The organism is Blastomonas sp. AAP53, assembly GCF_000331245.1.
In the GTDB taxonomy this organism is placed as follows: domain Bacteria; phylum Pseudomonadota; class Alphaproteobacteria; order Sphingomonadales; family Sphingomonadaceae; genus Blastomonas.
The window spans coordinates 142745-159426 of sequence record NZ_ANFZ01000006.1 but is presented as its reverse complement, the minus strand read 5'-3'; the positions used below and the strand labels follow the sequence as shown (position 1 = coordinate 159426).

General features: G+C 64.1%; 21 protein-coding genes. 4 read left to right on the top strand and 17 right to left on the bottom strand.

The genetic code is table 11. The annotated features are described in order from the left end of the window. Positions 1-23: 23 nt before the first annotated feature. From serA to D618_RS0103685, 4 genes are all read right to left on the bottom strand, one after another. The gene (serA, locus tag D618_RS0103700; protein ID WP_026091248.1) at positions 24-1613 is read right to left on the bottom strand and encodes a phosphoglycerate dehydrogenase; all 1590 of its coding nucleotides are present in this window, start codon (positions 1611-1613) and stop codon (positions 24-26) included. A 124-nt stretch (positions 1614-1737) separates the two neighbouring features. Further along, positions 1738-2895 (bottom strand): phosphoserine transaminase, encoded by a 1158-nt coding sequence (locus D618_RS0103695; RefSeq protein WP_017670143.1) that lies wholly within the window; start codon positions 2893-2895, stop codon positions 1738-1740. Between the two features lie 153 nt (positions 2896-3048). Continuing rightward, on the bottom strand, positions 3049-3360 hold the full coding sequence (locus tag D618_RS0103690; protein ID WP_026091247.1) for a PepSY domain-containing protein: 312 nt from the start codon (positions 3358-3360) through the stop codon (positions 3049-3051). A 16-nt stretch (positions 3361-3376) separates the two neighbouring features. Continuing rightward, positions 3377-4039 (bottom strand): ferric reductase-like transmembrane domain-containing protein, encoded by a 663-nt coding sequence (locus D618_RS0103685; RefSeq protein ID WP_017670141.1) that lies wholly within the window; start codon positions 4037-4039, stop codon positions 3377-3379. Between the two features lie 255 nt (positions 4040-4294). Between D618_RS0103685 and D618_RS0103680 the strand changes: the two genes are divergently transcribed. Together D618_RS0103680 and D618_RS0103675 are read left to right on the top strand one after the other, a co-directional pair. Continuing rightward, the gene (locus D618_RS0103680; protein ID WP_017670140.1) at positions 4295-5038 is read left to right on the top strand and encodes an extensin family protein; all 744 of its coding nucleotides are present in this window, start codon (positions 4295-4297) and stop codon (positions 5036-5038) included. A gap of 25 nt (positions 5039-5063) precedes the next feature. After that, positions 5064-5933 carry a TIGR00730 family Rossman fold protein gene (locus D618_RS0103675; RefSeq protein ID WP_017670139.1) on the top strand — a complete coding sequence of 290 codons (870 nt, stop codon included), beginning with the start codon at positions 5064-5066 and terminating at the stop codon, positions 5931-5933. A 3-nt stretch (positions 5934-5936) separates the two neighbouring features. Here the strand turns inward: D618_RS0103675 and proC are convergent, their stop codons facing one another. The 6 genes from proC to D618_RS0103645 form a co-directional block, all read right to left on the bottom strand. Further along, positions 5937-6740: a pyrroline-5-carboxylate reductase gene (proC, locus tag D618_RS0103670; protein WP_017670138.1), complete on the bottom strand. Its 804-nt coding sequence runs from the start codon at positions 6738-6740 to the stop codon at positions 5937-5939. 127 nt (positions 6741-6867) lie between these two features. Beyond that, entirely contained in the window at positions 6868-7395 is a 528-nt protein-coding gene (locus D618_RS0103665) for a YbjN domain-containing protein (RefSeq protein WP_051041230.1), read from the bottom strand. Positions 7396-7513: 118 nt separating this feature from the next. Next, complete coding sequence (locus tag D618_RS0103660; protein ID WP_017670136.1) at positions 7514-7783, bottom strand: accessory factor UbiK family protein; 270 nt, start codon at positions 7781-7783, stop codon at positions 7514-7516. Positions 7784-7878: 95 nt separating this feature from the next. After that, positions 7879-8448 (bottom strand): TspO/MBR family protein, encoded by a 570-nt coding sequence (locus D618_RS0103655; protein WP_017670135.1) that lies wholly within the window; start codon positions 8446-8448, stop codon positions 7879-7881. Positions 8449-8554: 106 nt separating this feature from the next. Beyond that, a complete protein-coding gene (locus D618_RS0103650) occupies positions 8555-9334 on the bottom strand; it encodes a TlyA family RNA methyltransferase (RefSeq protein WP_017670134.1) in 780 nt (259 codons plus the stop codon). Between the two features lie 469 nt (positions 9335-9803). Then, positions 9804-10802: an adenosine kinase gene (locus D618_RS0103645; RefSeq protein ID WP_026091243.1), complete on the bottom strand. Its 999-nt coding sequence runs from the start codon at positions 10800-10802 to the stop codon at positions 9804-9806. Positions 10803-10936: 134 nt separating this feature from the next. Between D618_RS0103645 and D618_RS0103640 the strand changes: the two genes are divergently transcribed. Then, positions 10937-11617: an EI24 domain-containing protein gene (locus D618_RS0103640; protein WP_017670132.1), complete on the top strand. Its 681-nt coding sequence runs from the start codon at positions 10937-10939 to the stop codon at positions 11615-11617. After that, complete coding sequence (locus D618_RS0103635) at positions 11617-11982, top strand: hypothetical protein (protein ID WP_017670131.1); 366 nt, start codon at positions 11617-11619, stop codon at positions 11980-11982. The genes D618_RS0103640 and D618_RS0103635 overlap by 1 nt, the downstream gene beginning before the upstream one ends. A 1-nt stretch (position 11983) precedes the next feature. Here the strand turns inward: D618_RS0103635 and tatC are convergent, their stop codons facing one another. The 7 genes from tatC to D618_RS17555 form a co-directional block, all read right to left on the bottom strand. After that, positions 11984-12826: a twin-arginine translocase subunit TatC gene (gene tatC / locus D618_RS0103630; RefSeq protein WP_017670130.1), complete on the bottom strand. Its 843-nt coding sequence runs from the start codon at positions 12824-12826 to the stop codon at positions 11984-11986. Further along, a complete protein-coding gene (gene tatB / locus D618_RS19250; protein ID WP_017670129.1) occupies positions 12823-13185 on the bottom strand; it encodes a Sec-independent protein translocase protein TatB in 363 nt (120 codons plus the stop codon). The genes tatC and tatB overlap by 4 nt, the downstream gene beginning before the upstream one ends. A gap of 54 nt (positions 13186-13239) precedes the next feature. After that, a complete protein-coding gene (locus D618_RS0103620) occupies positions 13240-13488 on the bottom strand; it encodes a twin-arginine translocase TatA/TatE family subunit (RefSeq protein WP_017670128.1) in 249 nt (82 codons plus the stop codon). 29 nt (positions 13489-13517) lie between these two features. After that, complete coding sequence (gene scpB / locus D618_RS0103615; protein WP_017670127.1) at positions 13518-14162, bottom strand: SMC-Scp complex subunit ScpB; 645 nt, start codon at positions 14160-14162, stop codon at positions 13518-13520. Beyond that, positions 14159-14899: a ScpA family protein gene (locus tag D618_RS0103610; RefSeq protein ID WP_051041240.1), complete on the bottom strand. Its 741-nt coding sequence runs from the start codon at positions 14897-14899 to the stop codon at positions 14159-14161. The genes scpB and D618_RS0103610 overlap by 4 nt, the downstream gene beginning before the upstream one ends. 101 nt (positions 14900-15000) lie before the next feature. Further along, positions 15001-16008 (bottom strand): beta-N-acetylhexosaminidase, encoded by a 1008-nt coding sequence (gene nagZ, locus D618_RS0103605; protein ID WP_017670125.1) that lies wholly within the window; start codon positions 16006-16008, stop codon positions 15001-15003. 33 nt (positions 16009-16041) lie between these two features. Continuing rightward, entirely contained in the window at positions 16042-16668 is a 627-nt protein-coding gene (locus D618_RS17555) for an SPOR domain-containing protein (RefSeq protein ID WP_017670124.1), read from the bottom strand. Positions 16669-16682 lie beyond the last annotated feature (14 nt).

Here is a 16682-nt window from a genome sequence, read left to right as displayed (position 1 = left end):
GGCACCATCCCATCAATTCTCGATTATCCGTCGAACTTCAGGCTCTTGACGGTCTTCACACCGGCAAGCTGGCACAGCTTCCACAGCACAGGCTCTGCCACCGCACCATCGAGCGACAGCAGCAGCACCGCTTCACCTCCGGCACGCGCCTCGCGACGACCCAGATGGAAGGTCGCGATGTTGACGTTCGCCTCGCCCAAAGTCGAACCCAGACGCCCGATGAAGCCGGGTTCGTCACGGTTGACGATGTACAGCATGTGGCCAGCCAGATCGGCCTCGATCTTGATGCCGTAGATTTCGACCAGACGCGGCGTGGCATTGCCGAACAATGTTCCGGCAACCGACCGTTCGCCATCGGCCGTCTCGATCGAGACACGCACCAGGGTGTGGTAATCGCCTTCACGGTCATGCCGCACTTCGCGCACGTCAAGACCGCGATCTTTGGCGAGGAACGGTGCGTTGACCATGTTCACCGAGCTGCTGAACGCGCGCATGAACCCGGCGAGCACGGCAGCGGTGATCGGCTTCATGTCGAGCTCGGCAGCAGCGCCCTCGACCTCGATGGCGATGCTCTTGACCCGATCGCTTTCCAGCTGGCCAACGAGCAGACCCAGATTGGTCGCCAGCGCCATATAGGGGCGCAGCTTGGGCGCCTGCTCCGCCGAGAGGCTGGGCATGTTGAGCGCGTTGGTTACGCCGCCCTTGACCAGATAGTCGGCCATCTGTTCGGCCACCTGGATCGCGACATTGACCTGCGCTTCGCTGGTCGACGCGCCCAGATGCGGGGTCGAGACGAAATTGGGCGTGCCGAACAGCGGGCTGTCGGTCGCAGGCTCGCTGGCGAACACATCGAGCGCAGCGCCGGCAACATGGCCCGAGTCCAGCGCCTCCTTGAGTGCCGCCTCGTCGATCAGGCCGCCACGCGCGCAGTTGATGATGCGCACGCCCTTCTTGGTCTTGGCGAGCGCCTCCTTGCTCAGGATGTTGCGCGTCTGGTCGGTCAGCGGCGTGTGCAGCGTGATGAAATCGGCGCGTACCAGCAATTCATCCAGCGTCACCTTCTCGATGCCCAGCTCCACCGCGCGCTCGGGCGTCAGGAACGGATCGAAAGCCACGACCTTCATCTTGAGGCCCAATGCACGATCGGCAACGATCGAACCGATATTGCCTGCGCCGATCAGACCCAGCGTCTTGGCGGTCAGCTCCACACCCATGAAGCGGTTCTTTTCCCACTTGCCGGCCTGGGTCGAGGCATCGGCCTCGGGCAGCTGGCGGGCAAGCGCGAACATTAGCGCGATGGCGTGTTCTGCGGTGGTGATCGAGTTGCCGAACGGGGTGTTCATGACGACGACACCCTTGGCCGAAGCCGACGGGATATCGACATTGTCGACACCGATCCCGGCGCGGCCGACAACCTTGAGGTTGGTGGCAGCGTCGAGGATCGCCTTGGTCACCTTGGTCGAAGAGCGAATGGCGAGGCCATCATACTGGCCGATGATCCCGGCAAGCTCTTCGGGCGTCTGGCCGGTGATGACATCGACTTCGCAGCCGCGCTCGCGGAAGATCTGCGCGGCTTTGGGGTCCATTTTGTCGGAAATGAGAACTTTAGGCATGGGTCATTCCTTTGTCGGAAAAAAAGTGCCGGTCCCCTGCGCAGGCAGGGCCCATCTCCGGACCGCTGCATCCAGGTGCACGCGCAGGAGATGGGTCCCCGCCTTCGCGGGGAGCCCGGTTCAATTACTTGGAAATGAGTTCGGCGTACGCCCAGTCGAGCCAGGGGCCGAGCGCCTCGATATCAGCGGTATCGACCGTAGCGCCGCACCAGATGCGAAGGCCTGCAGGCGCATCGCGATAGCCTGCGATATCGAAGGCAGCGCCTTCCTTTTCGAGCAATCCGGCAAACGCCTTGATGAAGGCTTCGTCCGCGCCTTCGACCGTCAGGCAGACGCTGGTGGTCGAGCGGGTGGCAGGATCGGGTGCCAGATGGCCCAGCCACGGGCGTGCCTGGACGATGGCATCGAGCGCTGCCGCGTTGGCATTGCTGCGCGCGATCATGCCCTCTGCGCCGCCCAGCGACTTGCCCCACTCAAGCGCGAAGATCGCGTCCTCGACTGCGAGCATCGAAGGGGTGTTGATCGTCTCGCCCTTGAACACGCCTTCGGCCAGCTTGCCCTTGGAGACCAGACGAAACACCTTGGGCAGCGGCCATGCAGGCGTGTAGGTTTCAAGCCGCTCGACCGCGCGGGGGCCGAGGATCAGCACGCCGTGTGCGCCCTCGCCGCCCAGCACTTTCTGCCAGCTGAAGGTGGCAACGTCGATCTTGTCCCAGGGCAGATCATAAGCGAACACCGCGCTGGTGGCGTCAGCAAAGCTCAGGCCCTCGCGATCATCGGCAATCCAGTCGCCATTGGGAACGCGCGCGCCCGAGGTGGTGCCGTTCCAGGTGAACAGCACATCGTTGGACCAATCGACCGCATTCAAATCGGGCACGTGGCCGTAATCGGCGCGCAGGATGGTGGGATCGAGCTTGAGCTGCTTGACCGCGTCGGTCACCCAGCCTTCGCCGAAGCTTTCCCAGGCCATGGCGGTTACCGGGCGTGCGCCCAGCATGGTCCACATCGCCATTTCATAGGCGCCGGTGTCAGATCCGGGCACGATGCCGATGCGGTGGGTGTCGGGGAGCTTGAGCAGCTCGCGCATCAGATCGATGCAATATTGCAGACGTGCCTTGCCGATCTTCGAGCGGTGCGAACGTCCCAGCGATTCGGTGGCAAGCGCTTGCGGCGTCCAGCCCGGAGGCTTGGCGCAGGGGCCGGAGGAAAAATACGGCCGAGCAGGCAGGGTTGCAGGTTTTTTGGCGAGCACAGTGGTGCTCGCGCCAACGGTATCAGTCATGTAGTCTCTCCTTACAGAGAGCACGCGCGGCGTTGGGACCGCGTGGCCCGTCGACGGCCCTAGGGACGAATTGCATGATTGGCAATCGCCAAATGGCAGACGGGTTCAAAATCACGCCGCCCCGTGCAACAAAAGCACAGGGCGGCGCCGGGATCACTTCTTGAAAATTACCTTGCCGCGCTGCGAAACCAGCAGCTTTTCCATCGTCACCGGGTGGAAATAGGCCTCGACGTTCTGACCTTCGGGGGTCACGCCATAGACTTCGTAGCAGCCGCCATCGACCTTGGACTTCTTGACCGTCCAGCCATCCTTTTTCAGCTTGGCCTCAAGATCGGTCCGGCTTTTCCAGGTCGTCTGCGGGCCCGAGTCGCACTTCATCTTGCCGGTGGCGGCGGCTTCCGGGCTGCCGGAAAACTGCATCGCCGTGGCTGCGGCCACTGCCAGCATCGCCTGAGCAAATTTCATAATTGATCCCTCTTCTCTATCCAGTGAGCGCCTCTTTGCCACGTCGCGCTGAACGCCGCTTGAACATAAGGACGACCCGCGCCGTTTCCAGGATGAGCAGCGGAACAAAATGCACCACCATCCCCATCGTTTCGCCGTCGACATAAACCCAGTGCAGCGCAATCAGCAACGCAGCGGGGTAGACCAGACGCTGCAGCCGCTTCCAGTTCGCGCGCATGATGCGCTGCGAAGCGTTGTTGCTGGTCAGTGCCATGGCAATGAAGATCACCAGCGCTGCGTAGCCCGTCCAGATGCTGAAGATCAGCGCCTCCTCGGCGATCATCCCCCAGTCGCCCATGTCGTAGAGATAGAATGCCAGATGCAGCACGCCGTAGCCGCAGGCCGCAACGCCCAATGCGCGCCGACGGGCGAGCAGCCAGTCGAGCCCGCGCCTGCGCCCCAGCACCGCTCGAAGCGGGGAGACCATCATCGCGATGATCATGAAGCGGACCGAAAACTCGCCGCTGGGATGGATCAGGTCGAATGCACTGACAGGATCCTGCACAAAGCCCGCCAGCATGCCCACTGCAGGGAAAGCCAGCAGCGCCCAGAAAAACGGATGCACGTTGATTAATCGCAGCATGGTGCCGCCTCGCCTCTGCTTGCCAGTCTCATTCGTCGCGCCAAGCGGTACCCCCATCGCAAAGACCGCGCAATGCCGCGCTTGCAGTCGTTACCTGCCCATTAACCACCCTCGGCACGGCAGGGTTAAAGTTCGCTGTGTAATGTCCTTGCAATGTCTGAAAGTCTTAACCCCATCGAACCTTCTGCAGCGACCGGCCTGCCAGCTTTCCGTGATGGCGGAGCGCTCCCCTCTGGCACTGCCGAAGTCCCGGGATCAGCCCAGGCGGCGTCCGGTCCCTCTGCAAAATGGCATCAGCGCCACCGGTCGGCCGTGCGCCGCGACGATTCGCGTTTTCACACCCAGATCGATTCGCCTGAACTGCAGCGCATGGCGTTGGTTGCCGCCCTCTCGGTGCTGATTGCCGGCTGCTCGATGCTGCCCGAAGGTCGGGGCCTGTCGCGCGCGACCGTGCAGCAACCCGCACGCAGCGCCGTCGCCGCCCTGCCCGCCCCACCCGCCGGGCGAACGCGCCAATGCATCAACCAGCTCTCGAAGGCGCAGGTTCGGTTCACGCCGGTCCCCGACCAGACCTTTGGCGCGGGCTGCTCGCAGCTGGGCAGCGTCCGGCTTTCCACCATCGGCCTGTCGGATGTCGGTCGCAATGGAGCGGAGCTCGCGGTCAGCAATATCGGCCCGGTGCGTTGCGAACTGGCGCAGCGCTTTGCAGGGTGGGCGCAATTCGGCATCGCTCGCGCGGCCGAGCAGATGCTGGGCAGCCCGCTGGTGAAGATCGAAACGATGGGCAGCTATTCGTGCCGCACGATTGCCGGATCGGCCAAGCTGTCGCAGCACGCCCATGCCAATGCGATCGATATCGCCGCCTTCGTGCTGGCCGACGGCCGCCGAATCAGCGTGAAGCAGGGCTGGAACGGCTCCAACCAGGAGCGCGCATTCCTGCGCACCATCCACGCCAGCGCCTGCAAGCGCTTCGGCACCGTGCTGGGCCCCAACTACAATTCCGCGCACCACGATCATCTGCATGTCGACATGAGCGGCCAAGGCTATTGCCGATAGGCCGCACGCCTCTTAATTGCATCAGATGACCAAGAAAGACCTGACAGAGCCGCGTTTCCGCAAAGCTGCCGACGACGCCCGTACCGCCGAAGCTGCGGTGCACGACACCCCCCAGACCCAGGATCCTGCCTATCGGCTGGCGTTTGGCGACACCGAATTCCTGCTGCGGCAGGAGCTGCGCCCGGTGCGCTTCCAGCTGGAACTGCTCAAGACCGAGATGCTGCTGGAAGAGGCCGGCATCGGCTCGACGCTGGTGATTTACGGTTCGGCCCGCATCCCCTCGCCCGACAAGACCGAGGGTCTGGTCGAGGCCGCGCGCACGCCCGAAGACAAGCAAGTCGCCGAGCGGCTCGTTGCCAAGGCCAAATATTACGAGGAAGCGCGAAAGCTGGCCGCGCTCGCCAGCGAGTGCGGCGTCGTCGAGGATGGCAAGCGCCAGTTCGTCGTCTGCTCGGGCGGCGGCCCGTCGATCATGGAAGCCGCCAATCGCGGTGCGGTGGACGTCGGCAAGGAATCGATTGGCCTCAACATCGTGTTGCCGCACGAACAGGCCCCCAACCGCTATGTGACCCCGCACCTTTCGTTCCAGTTCCACTATTTCGCGCTGCGCAAGATGCACTTTCTGCTGCGCGCGCGGGCTGTCGCCGTGTTCCCCGGCGGATTCGGGACCTTCGACGAGTTTTTCGAACTGCTGACCCTGATCCAGACCGGCAAGATGGCTCCGATCCCGATCGTGCTGTTCGGCGCCGAATTCTGGAACCGCGTCGTCAACTTCAAGGCCCTGGCAGAAGAAGGCGTGATCTCGCCGGGCAATCTGGACCTGTTCAGCTTTGTAGAGACTGCGGACGAGGCCTGGGCCAAGATCCGCACATTCTACGACCTGCCCTGCGACTGACGGTCAGGAGCCCAGTTCGACACTGCGCCTGGCCGCAGCGTCCATCGCATCGTGCACCAGCCGGGCCAGCGCATCATCGGCGTCGAACACATTGAGTGCGGCGCGGGTGGTGCCCCCCGGGCTGGCGACGCGTTCAGCCAGCTGCGCAGGCGTCTCCGGTGATTGCTGCACCAGTTCGGCAGACCCGCGCACCATGCCCAACGCAAAGCGCGCGGCCTGATCTTCCGGCATTCCCAGCGCCACCGCGCCCTGGGCCAGCGCATCAAGGAACCGGAACAGATAGGCAGGCCCCGATCCGCTGAGCGCAGTCACAAGGTGCATCTGTGATTCGTCGGACAGCCATTCGGCGGTGCCGAGCATGGCAAACAGCGCCTCGATCTGGTCGCACTCGGCCTGAGCCAGGGGTTCGGAATACAACGCAGTGACCGACTGGCCGATGCTCACTGCCATGTTGGGCATGATCCGGGCGATCGCGCGGGCACTCGGCACGGCCTTGCGCAAGCCCGCGATCTCCACTCCCGCCAGCATCGACACGATCAACGTGCCCGAAAGATCGAGCGCGGCCATCTGAGACGCGACATCGCCCAGCATCTGCGGCTTGATGCCCAGCAGCAGCCAATCTGGCGGGGAAATCGAGGTATCGATCGCTGTGAGGTGACGCACGCCTTGGGGAAGATCGCGCGGCGACGGATCGATCACGGTGACACTGTCAGGCTGCAACCCTTGCGCAAACCAGCCGCGCAGCATGGCGCCTGCCATGTTGCCAGAGCCGATCACCAGCAGCGATTGGGGGAAAGCGCACAGCACAGCTACCTCCGTTTGTCCCGAGCGAAGTCGAGGGACGTTATTCTGAACGGTTGCGCATGCGTCCCGCGACCTCGCTCGGGACAAACGGAACGGGTCGGGCGTGAGCTGCCCGTGCCCAAAATCGCCCTCAAGCCTCGCCCTGCGTGTCGATCAATGCCGCGGCCAGCGCCTCTTGCGGAGTCTTGTCGCCCCACAGGATGAACTGGAAGACGGGATAGAAGCGGTCGCATTCGTCGATGGCAGCTTCCACCGCGAGCTGCGCCTGATCGAGCCCCAGCATCGCGTCGCTGCCCAGCATCATGCCGTTGCGATACAGAACGACGCCACTGTTCGACCAGATGTCGAAATGGCCCAGCCACAACTGTTCGTTGATCAGCGCAAGCGCCTCGCAGATCACCGCAAATTTCTCGTCCGGCACGCGAATGTCGGGCATGGCGAGCAGTTGCAGCACATTGTCTTCATGCCGCCAGATTGCGCGCAACTGATAGCTGGTCCAGCTGCCCTTGACCTCGGTCAGCAGCTCGTCTTCGCCCACCATCTCGCAAGGCCAGCCGCGCGCCTCGAACAGCGCTGCGAGCATGTCGACCGGGGCGGCTTCCTCCCGGTCCAAATCAAGCTGCTGTTCGTTCACGTGAATTGTCCTTTCGCGCCCCATGGCACCGGTTCAAAATGACCCGATGCCCGGTTGCACGCAATGGTCCCACGGCGCGGTCTAGGCCGTGATGTGGTGAAGCTTGTTCAAAAACTGTGGATAAAGACAGGTTAAATGCGCCTTATTCGCCGGTGCCCGCACCCTTGGCGGCAAGCGCAGCCTCCAGCGCAGCGATCCGCGATGAGAGCGTATCGGCCTCTTCGCGCGCCTTGGCCGCCATTTCCTTCACCGCCTCGAATTCCTCGCGGCTGACGAAATCGAGCCCGGCAATCCACTCGCGGGTACGCTCGCGCGCGCTTTCACCGGCTTCGCGGCTCATGCCGGCGACCGTGCCGGCGAGGCCGTTGATGAACTTGGCGAAATCACCGCCGAATTCGGACTTGTTCTGCATGACTGGCTCCTTGGAGAGGGCAAACCGCCCTCTCACCTTGGTGTTGATGGTATCATGTGGGGCGGTTTGCGCCAATCGCAAGCCGCCGCGTCCGGTCACTGCGCCGCAGGGGCCAGCTGAATGCGCGGCGCATCGCGCGGCACGACCAGTTGCTCTGCGTTGGGGTTCAGCTCGTCGATCTGCTTGTTGAGCACCGAGGCAAAGCACAGCCAGACAAGGTACGGCACCATCAGCCACGCTGCCAGCGGGCGGACGCGACCAAAGACAATGGTGGTGGCAAACGCCGCCACGAACACCGCCACGATCAAATAGAAGCCGCCGGTCACCTGGTGCATCGCGAAGAAGTAGATCGGCCAGGCCAGGTTGAGCGCCAGCTGGACGAAGAACAGCAGCACGGCAAGCCCCCGCAGCCGGGCACCGCGCGCTGTCACCACGACGGTGACGGCCAGGCCCATCATCACATAGAGGATCGACCATGCCAGACCGAAAGCCCAGCCGGGCGGCTGCGCTGCGGGCTTCTGCAACGCCTGGAACCAGCGATTTTCCTCGCCCGAACCGGAAAAATTGCTGACCCCAAAGCCCAGCAGAACGACCAAAGGCACAAACAGCAGAGCCCAGCGCAGGAAGGAAAGGCGCAGCTGCATGGGAGAGGCAATTTCATTCATCGAAGCGAAATCTCCTGCCCGTAAAGAAAGGGCGTCGGCCACCGCATATCGGATTCGCCAGCCCCGCGCCAGCGTGGTTTACCATGGCAATCGTTGCGTTTTCGGGTCAGCAGCTGCGTCCCTTTTGCGCTGCGACAAGAAACTCGACATTGCCGCTTGGGCCCGTGATCGGGCTTTGCGTGAGGCCCGTCACCGGCCAGTCGCTGCGCTGCAGCCACTGCATGACCCGCTCGCAGACCAAAGTGTGCAGGGCCGGATCGCGCACCACGCCGCCCTTGCCGATCTGGTCGCGACCCACTTCGAATTGCGGCTTGATCAGTGCGACCAGCCAGGCACCAGGTCGCGCAAACCCCATCGGCACCGGCAGCACCTTGTCGAGCGCGATGAAGCTGGCATCGCACACCACGATATCGATGGCCCTGGTGATGTGCGCGTCGGTGAGGATGCGCGCACTGGTCTGCTCGTGCACCGTCACACGATCATCCTGCCGCAACTTCCAGGCCAGCTGGTTGGTGCCGCTGTCGACTGCGAACACATGGTCAGCCCCGCGTGTCAGCAGCACATCGGTAAAGCCGCCGGTGGACGATCCGACGTCGATGCCTGTCATGCCGGTGACATCGATGCCGAAATGATCGAGCGCGTGCGCAAGCTTGATGCCGCCACGCGAAACCCAGGGATGATCGCGACCGCGTACATCCACAATTGCGTCTTCGGGGACTGTCTCACCGGCCTTGGCGACCTTGCGCTCCCCCACAAAGACCAAACCTGCCAGGATCAGTGCCTGGGCCCGCGCGCGGCTTTCCACCAACCCGCGCTCGACGAGCAGCTGGTCGATGCGCATCTTGCGCGGCTTGATCGGCTTTTGGGGGGTCTTCTGGTCAGCCATATTGCCTGCCTTTACCGGCAGCGACTGGCTTTTGCGAGCGCCGGATTTTAGGACTAAAAATTTGAATTACAAGACTTGCCGTTGGCCCGGCAATGATTCACAACAGGGGTGCAAGGTTTCCAGATCGTCAGAATTCCGGGCCAGCCCGGGCTTTTGCGAAAGGCCCTTCACTTGGTTTCAACATAGCGAAAGGAGGTGATCCGATGTCTCATGGTTCAGCAAAGGGGTCGGTCAAGTCCATTCGGAGCGTTCGCGGCTAACAGCCTTCTGCCCACTGGTCTGGGCAGGCGCTTGTTAAAGCGCGAGATACACTCCGAAGGCGGCACTTCCGGCCGCTGACCATGTGATGGGCCGTGCAGGGAGCTTCGACTTCCGGCGGCCCCTCTCATATCCTCGCCGCCCCCGGAAGGGTTCCCGCGCGGTGAGCAGACAGGCGAGGCAAACAGCGCCCCGCCCCTCCCCCAAATCTTCAGCCAAGCTTCTGCGCAATCAGCGCCTTGAGATCGACCGACGAGCGCGCGCCGAAGTGCGAGATGATCTCGGCGGCCGCAATCGCACCCATCTTGAGGCTGGTTTCAGCATCATGGCCCTGCGCCTGTCCGGCGAGGAAACCGGCGGCGAACAGGTCGCCTGCGCCGGTGGTATCGACCACCTTGTCGATCGGTTCGGCTGGAACGGCAAAGCGCTGGCCATCCTGCACCGCGATTGCGCCATGTTCGCTGCGCGTGACGACCAGCGTCGGCAGCTTGGCGGCAATCATGGCAACGGCGGCCTCGAAATCGTCGACCTGCGCCAGCGAGCAGATTTCCGCTTCGTTGGAGAACAGGATGTCGATCTGGCCCTTGTCGAGCAGGTCGAGGAAATCGCCGCGATGGCGGTCGATCACGAACGCGTCGGACAGTGTGAAGGCCACCTTGCGGCCTGCCGAGCGGGCAGCGTCGATCGCGGCACGCATGGCAGCGCGCGGTTCTTCCGGATCCCACAGATAGCCTTCCAGATACAGCACGGCGGCATCCTGGATCATCTCGGCATCGAGCGCGCTGGCGGGAAGGAACTGCGATGCGCCCAGGAACGTGTTCATCGTGCGCTGACCATCGGGCGTGACCAGGATCAGGCAACGCGCGGTGGGGGTGTCGTCACCGGTTCGCACCGGCGTTGCATAGTCGATGCCCAGCGCGCGGACGTCATGCGCGAAGACTTCGCCCAGCTGATCATCGGCAACCTGACCGATAAACGCGCAGTTGCAGCCCATGGCAGCCAGACCCGCCAGCGTATTGGCAGCCGATCCGCCGCTGATTTCTTGCGCCGGACCCATAGCTTCATACAGCGATGTCGCGCGATCGGCATCGATCAGCATCATGCCGCCCTTGGTCAGCCCCTCGCGCGCGAGCAGGGCCTCGTCGGCTGCGGCCATCACATCGACGATGGCATTGCCGATCGCGAGAACGTCAAAACGGGGGCTGGTCATGGTGGCAAAGGCTTTCTGCAGGCGCGGCAAGCGCGCGGAATGTTGCCGCGCGGCCTATCGGCTTGGGCAGGCCGGTTCAAGCCCATTCGCGTGCGATTGACCGGCCCTGCAATTTGTCCGACACATGGCAGGCAATGATAAGCGCCTTTTTCAAGAGCCTCGGCCAACTGAGCGACCGCGCGATCCTGAGCGCACTGCTGTGGACCGTGCTGTGCGCGGTGCTAGTGTTTGCACTGTCCGGCTGGGCATTGTGGCAGGGCCTGGCCTGGGCGATCGTGCGCTACGGCGGGCCGCTGGGCGACTATGCCGAATGGACCGGCGTGATCGCTGCCATCGGCACGATCATCGCCTTCTGGTTCTGGTGGCGCGTGGTGGCGATCGCGGTGCTGCAGCTGTTCGCCGACCGGATCGTGATCGCGGTCGAACGCAGGCATTATCCTGGGGCCGCCGCCAGCGCGCGCGACCTGCCCTGGGGGCCGTCGCTGGCGATGGCGCTGCGCAGCCTGGGCCGCGCGCTGCTTTACAATGCGCTGGCCCTGCCCTTTGCGCTGGTCCTGTTGTTCACCGGCGTCGGCGCGCCGATGCTGTTCCTGGCGGTCAACGCGGTTCTGGTCGGCCGCGATCTCGACGAGATGGTGGCGGCGCGGCATCCCGCGCTGTGCGACGCGCCCGGTTCAAGGACCAGCCGTTTCGTGCTTGGGCTGATCGCCAATCTGTTACTGCTCGTACCCTTGGTCAATCTGCTCGCGCCGATTATAGCCGCCGCCATGGCCACGCATCTTTTCCACCAGCGCGGGGCCAGGGGGAAATCCTGATGGTCCGTTATCCCGTCTTGCTGGCACTGGCTGCAGGCCTCGCCGCATGCGCCGCGCCGCAACAGGTCAGTGCGCCGCAGCGCCCCATTGCGCCGGCGCGCAGCACGACGCTCAACACCAAGGGGCTGGAGGCGGTGCTGGGCAAATCGGCACGCGATCTGGAGCGGATGTTCGGCCAGCCCCGGCTGGATGTGCGCGAATTCGATGCGCGCAAGCTGCAGTTCGTCGGCGGCGCGTGCGTGCTCGATGCCTTTTTGTACCCGGAAGGATCGGGTGGAGCGCAGATCGTGACCTATATCGATGCGCGCCGCAGCGATGGCCAGTCGGTCGACCGCGCCGCCTGCGTGGAGGCCTTGCGCAAATAGCTTATTCGGCGGGTTCCGACTGGGCGGACGCAATCGCGTCGCCACCGGCCTGTTCGTCCGCCGGCTTGGCCTTTGCCGCCTTGCGGTCGGTGAACCAGATCGCCAGGATGCTCAGCTCGTACAGCAGCACCAGCGGGATCGCGAGCATCAGCTGCGAGACGACATCGGGGGGCGTCAGCACCGCAGCGACGATGAACGCCGCCACGATCATGTACCGGCGAAGCCCGGTCAGCTGGGTGCGCGAAACAATCCCCGCGCGGTTGAGCAGCATCAGCAGCACCGGCAGCAGAAAGCTGATTCCGAAGGCCAGGATGAACTGCATCACCAGCGACAGATAGGCATCGGTGCTGGGCAGCGCCTCGACCTCGAGCCCGCCCGATTCCCCCTGGAACTGCAGGAAGAAATGGAACGCGGTGGGCATCACGATGTAATACGCAAGCGCCGCGCCTGCGGTGAACAGCAGCGGCGTTGCCAGGATGAAGGGCAACAGCGCACGCTTTTCCTGCCGGTACAGACCGGGCGCGACAAACGCCCACAACTGGTTGGCAATGATCGGGAAGGCCAGGCAGAACGCCGCAAAGATCGCGACCTTCACCTGAACGAAAAACGCCTCGTACAGCTTGGTATAGACCAGCCTGCCGCCGCCATCGCCGAACGCCTCTTTCAGCGGCACCACGAGGAAGGCGAAGATATGCTCTGAAAAGTAGAAGCAGACGCCAAACGCCACCAGCAACGCCACGACGCACTTGACCAGCCGCTGGCGCAGTTCGATCAGGTGATCGAGCAGCGGCGCGCGCGAGGCGTCGACCTCGTCTTCGGGACGATCGGCATCGGTCGCACTCATCGTTCACCCTCGGTCACGGCAACGGTGGCTGGGGTTGTCGGCTCTGCATCGGGCACGGCATCAACGGGTGCCGGTGCATCGAGCGCTTCCTTCGCCGGAGCGGGTGCTGGCGAAGGCGTGTTGGCGGCATATTCGCGCATGATGCGTTCGTTGTCCGCCTTCCACTTCTTTTCCATCTCTTCCAGCTCGACCTCGCGCACCATCGCATCGATGCCCGAGCGGAAGTGGCGGGTCATGCCCTTGGCCTTGCCGATCACCTGCCCCACCTTGTAGAGTGCGCGCGGCAAATCCTTCGGGCCGATCACGACGATCGCCACGATGATGATCATCAACAGTTCGGTCGATCCGATGTCCATCATGACATGGTCACGCCTTCATGCTGCGCCGCCGACGGGCCCACAGGCAGTCGCGGGTCAGCCCGGCTTGCGCTCTTCGGTTGCGCTGGTCGCGGTCCCGTCGATGGTACGCGCTGGCGGTGCCTCGATCTGAGCCACGGGCCGCTTGGGCTGAACCGGCTCGTCTTCATCGTCGGCCATGCCCTTTTTGAAGCTCTTGATGCCCTTGGCGACATCACCCATGATCGATGAAATCCGTCCGCCGCCAAACAGCAGGACGATGATGATCAGCACAATTACCCAGTGCATCAGGGAGAACGATCCCATGGCAAATCTCCTGAAGGCCTGCGGGCTATCTAGGCCTCATCGCCATGGTTTTCCAGCAATGAATCCGATTCATCCGACGAGTGGTCGGCGTCACCGGCGGAATCGTCGGTCGCCAGCGCGCCCTCCAGCGCCAGATCGACAGGGTCGAGCAGCCCTGCTGCGCGCAGATCGTCGATGCCCGGCAGGTCGCGACGGCTGGTCAGGCCGAAATGGGTGAGAAAGCCCGGCGTGGTCGCATAAATCAGCGGCCTTCCGGGCACTTCACGGCGACCAACAGGCGCTACCCAGCCCTCCTCCATCAGCACATCGATGGTGCCCTTGCTCACCTGCACGCCGCGAATCGCCTCGATCTCGGCGCGGCTGACCGGCTCGTGATAAGCGATGATCGCCAGTGTTTCCGTCGCCGCGCGCGACAGCTTGCGCGTCTGTTCGGTCTCGCGCCGCAGCAGCCAGGCAAGATCCGGCGCGGTCTGGAAGTGCCAGCGCCCACCGCGTTCGACCAGTTCGACGCCGCGCCCGGCATAATCCGCCGCCAGCTGCGCCAGCGCGCCCGCAATATCGGCCTCTGCACCGATCTGTGCACGCAGGTCGTCCAGCGTCTGTGGTTCGGTCGCGGCAAACAGCGCCGCCTCGACCGCGCGCACGACCGGGTCGGGCGGAGCGATCTCGCTCATGAAGCCTTGCGGACCTGCAGCGGTGCAAACGGCTCTTCCTGCGCCAGCTCCACCTGCCCCTGCCGCGCCAGCTCTAGCAGCGCGAGGAAGGTCGAGGCGGTGGCGGAGCGACGCAGCTGGGGGTCGGCGCTTTCAGGCAGAAAGGCGCGAAGATCGGTCCAGTCGAGCGCGGTGCCGAGCATGAACGACAGCCGCGACAGCGCGTCTTCGAGCGTCATCACCCGGCGCGACTTGACCATGTGCACCACCGGCTGGTTGCGCAATTGCACCCGGCCATAGCCGCTCAAGAGATCGAACAGGCTGCACTGATAGCGCGTGCGCGTCAGCAGCCGCAGCCCTTCGGCCTGGCCATGGGCAAAGACATCGCGGCCCAGCCGGTCCCGGCCCAGCAGCCGTCCTGCCGCCTCGCGCATTGCCGACAGCCTTTGCAGCCGCAGTTGCAGCCGCAGCGCCAGTTCTTCGGGCGAAGGTTCGACCTCGGGGTCGCCCGGCAGCAGCAGCGCGGATTTGAGATAGGCGAGCCAGGCGGCCATCACCAGATAATCGGCAGCAAGCTCAAGCTTCAGGCTGGCCGCGCCTTCGATGAACCCCAGATACTGGTTCGTCAGATCGAGGATCGAGATCTGCCGCAGGTCGACCTTCTGCCGTCGCGCCAGATCGAGCAACAGGTCGAGCGGCCCTTCCCAGCCATCGACATCGATCAGCAATGCCTCTGCCGCTGCGGTCGCGGCGGGCACGGGAGTGCGGAAAAAGAGCGAGTCGCCGTCGGACGAGACGGCGGCACTCGCGGTGCCAGCGCCGGTGCCGGTGTCAGCGCCAGTGATGAGGTCGAATTCGTTCACGCCAGCGCCAGCAGCGCGTCACGTTTCGCAATCAGATCGGCCTGATGCGACCAGTCGGCGAGCGGAACAATCGCAGCGCGAGCGCGGTCGAGGCGTGCGCGCGACGCTTCCGAGATATCAGGCAGCGCGTTGGCAATTCCGACCATCTCGTCCATCCGCGCCCAGCAGTTGAGCGCAACGTCGCATCCCGCTGCAATCGCGCGCGCGGCCCGGTCGGGCACCTCGCCCGCCAGCGCCTTCATGTCGAGATCGTCGCTGAGCAGCAGCCCGTCAAAGCCGATGCGCTGCCGGATGATCTGCTCGACGATCCACGGCGAATGCGTCGCGCACCTCTCCTGGTCCCAGGCCTCGAACAATATATGCCCGGTCATGCCGATCTCTGCGTTTTTGAGCGCGCGAAACGGGGCGATGTCCTGCTCCAGCTCGGCATCGCTCGCGGTGACGCGCGGCAGCTCCATATGGCTGTCGACCATCGCGCGGCCATGCCCCGGCATGTGCTTGATCGTGCCCAACACCCCGCCGCGCTTCAGGCCGTCGAGCACCGCACGCCCCAGGGCGGCGACGCGCATCGGTTCCTGCCCCAGAGCCCGATCGCCGATCGCAGGCGTACCGCCCGGAATGGCAACGTCGAGCAGCGGCAGGCAATCGACGGTAATGCCGACTTCGGCCAGGTCCAGCGCCAGCGCCTCGGCATTCACCCGCGCCGCCTCGATCGCGCTTGCCGGAGCGACATCATAAAGCCGGTCGAACGCCCCGCCCGGCGGAAACGCCAGCCAGTGCGGCGGCTTCATCCGGGAAACGCGACCGCCTTCCTGATCGATCAGGATCAGCAGCCGGTCATCGCCATGCAGCGCGCGAAGCTCATCGGTCAGCGCGCGAAGCTGTTGCCGGTTGTCAATATTGCGACCGAACAGGATATAGCCGACAGGAACGCTTTCCTGGAAAAAGGCGCGTTCGTCAGATGTCAGACTGTGGCCGGAAAGGCCGAAAATCACGGGTTTCATGGCGCGCAGTTGTCGGCCAAGCGCGACACGAAATCAACGTACCACGAGGCAGTTTTGCCCAGCTTTCTTGAGCTGATCGCACACCTGGCCCGCCCTGGCAGGGGTATCGAGCACCACGCTCAAGCGGTACACGGTCCCGCCATCGACAGTCGCCGCCGCGATGCGACGGTTCAATCCTGACAGCACCTCGTGCCGCTGGCTCAGCTTGGCCCAGCCTTCGATCGCGCTCGCTTCATCGGTATACGCACCCAGCTGCACCAGCGCGCTACCGGGCGGCGGCGGTGCGCCTGCGGCATCGGCAAGCTGGCCTGCGGGCTGCTCACCCTGGCTGACCGCGAAACTGGAATCGCCGGTGCCCTCGACCTCCTGCTCCTGGCTGTCCTTGGGGCGAACCTTGTAGTCGCCTTCGGGTGCGGCGATCAGGCTGCCATCGCCCTCGGGCGCACCACCCTTGCCGCCGAGCCAGTAGAGCCCGGCCAACACGATCGACAGTGCCACCAGGCCCAGCAGCACAAGCCCGAGAATCCGGCCCGTGCCGCCCTCGTTCGAAGGCGCGTCATCGGCTGACTCGAGCCACGGAAGCCTGTCATCGTCGGCATCCAGCCCCAAAGGCTGATCCCTCAGTTCGTCATCCACGCCATCACCCAGCCGATTGCTCATTCACCCGCCCCATT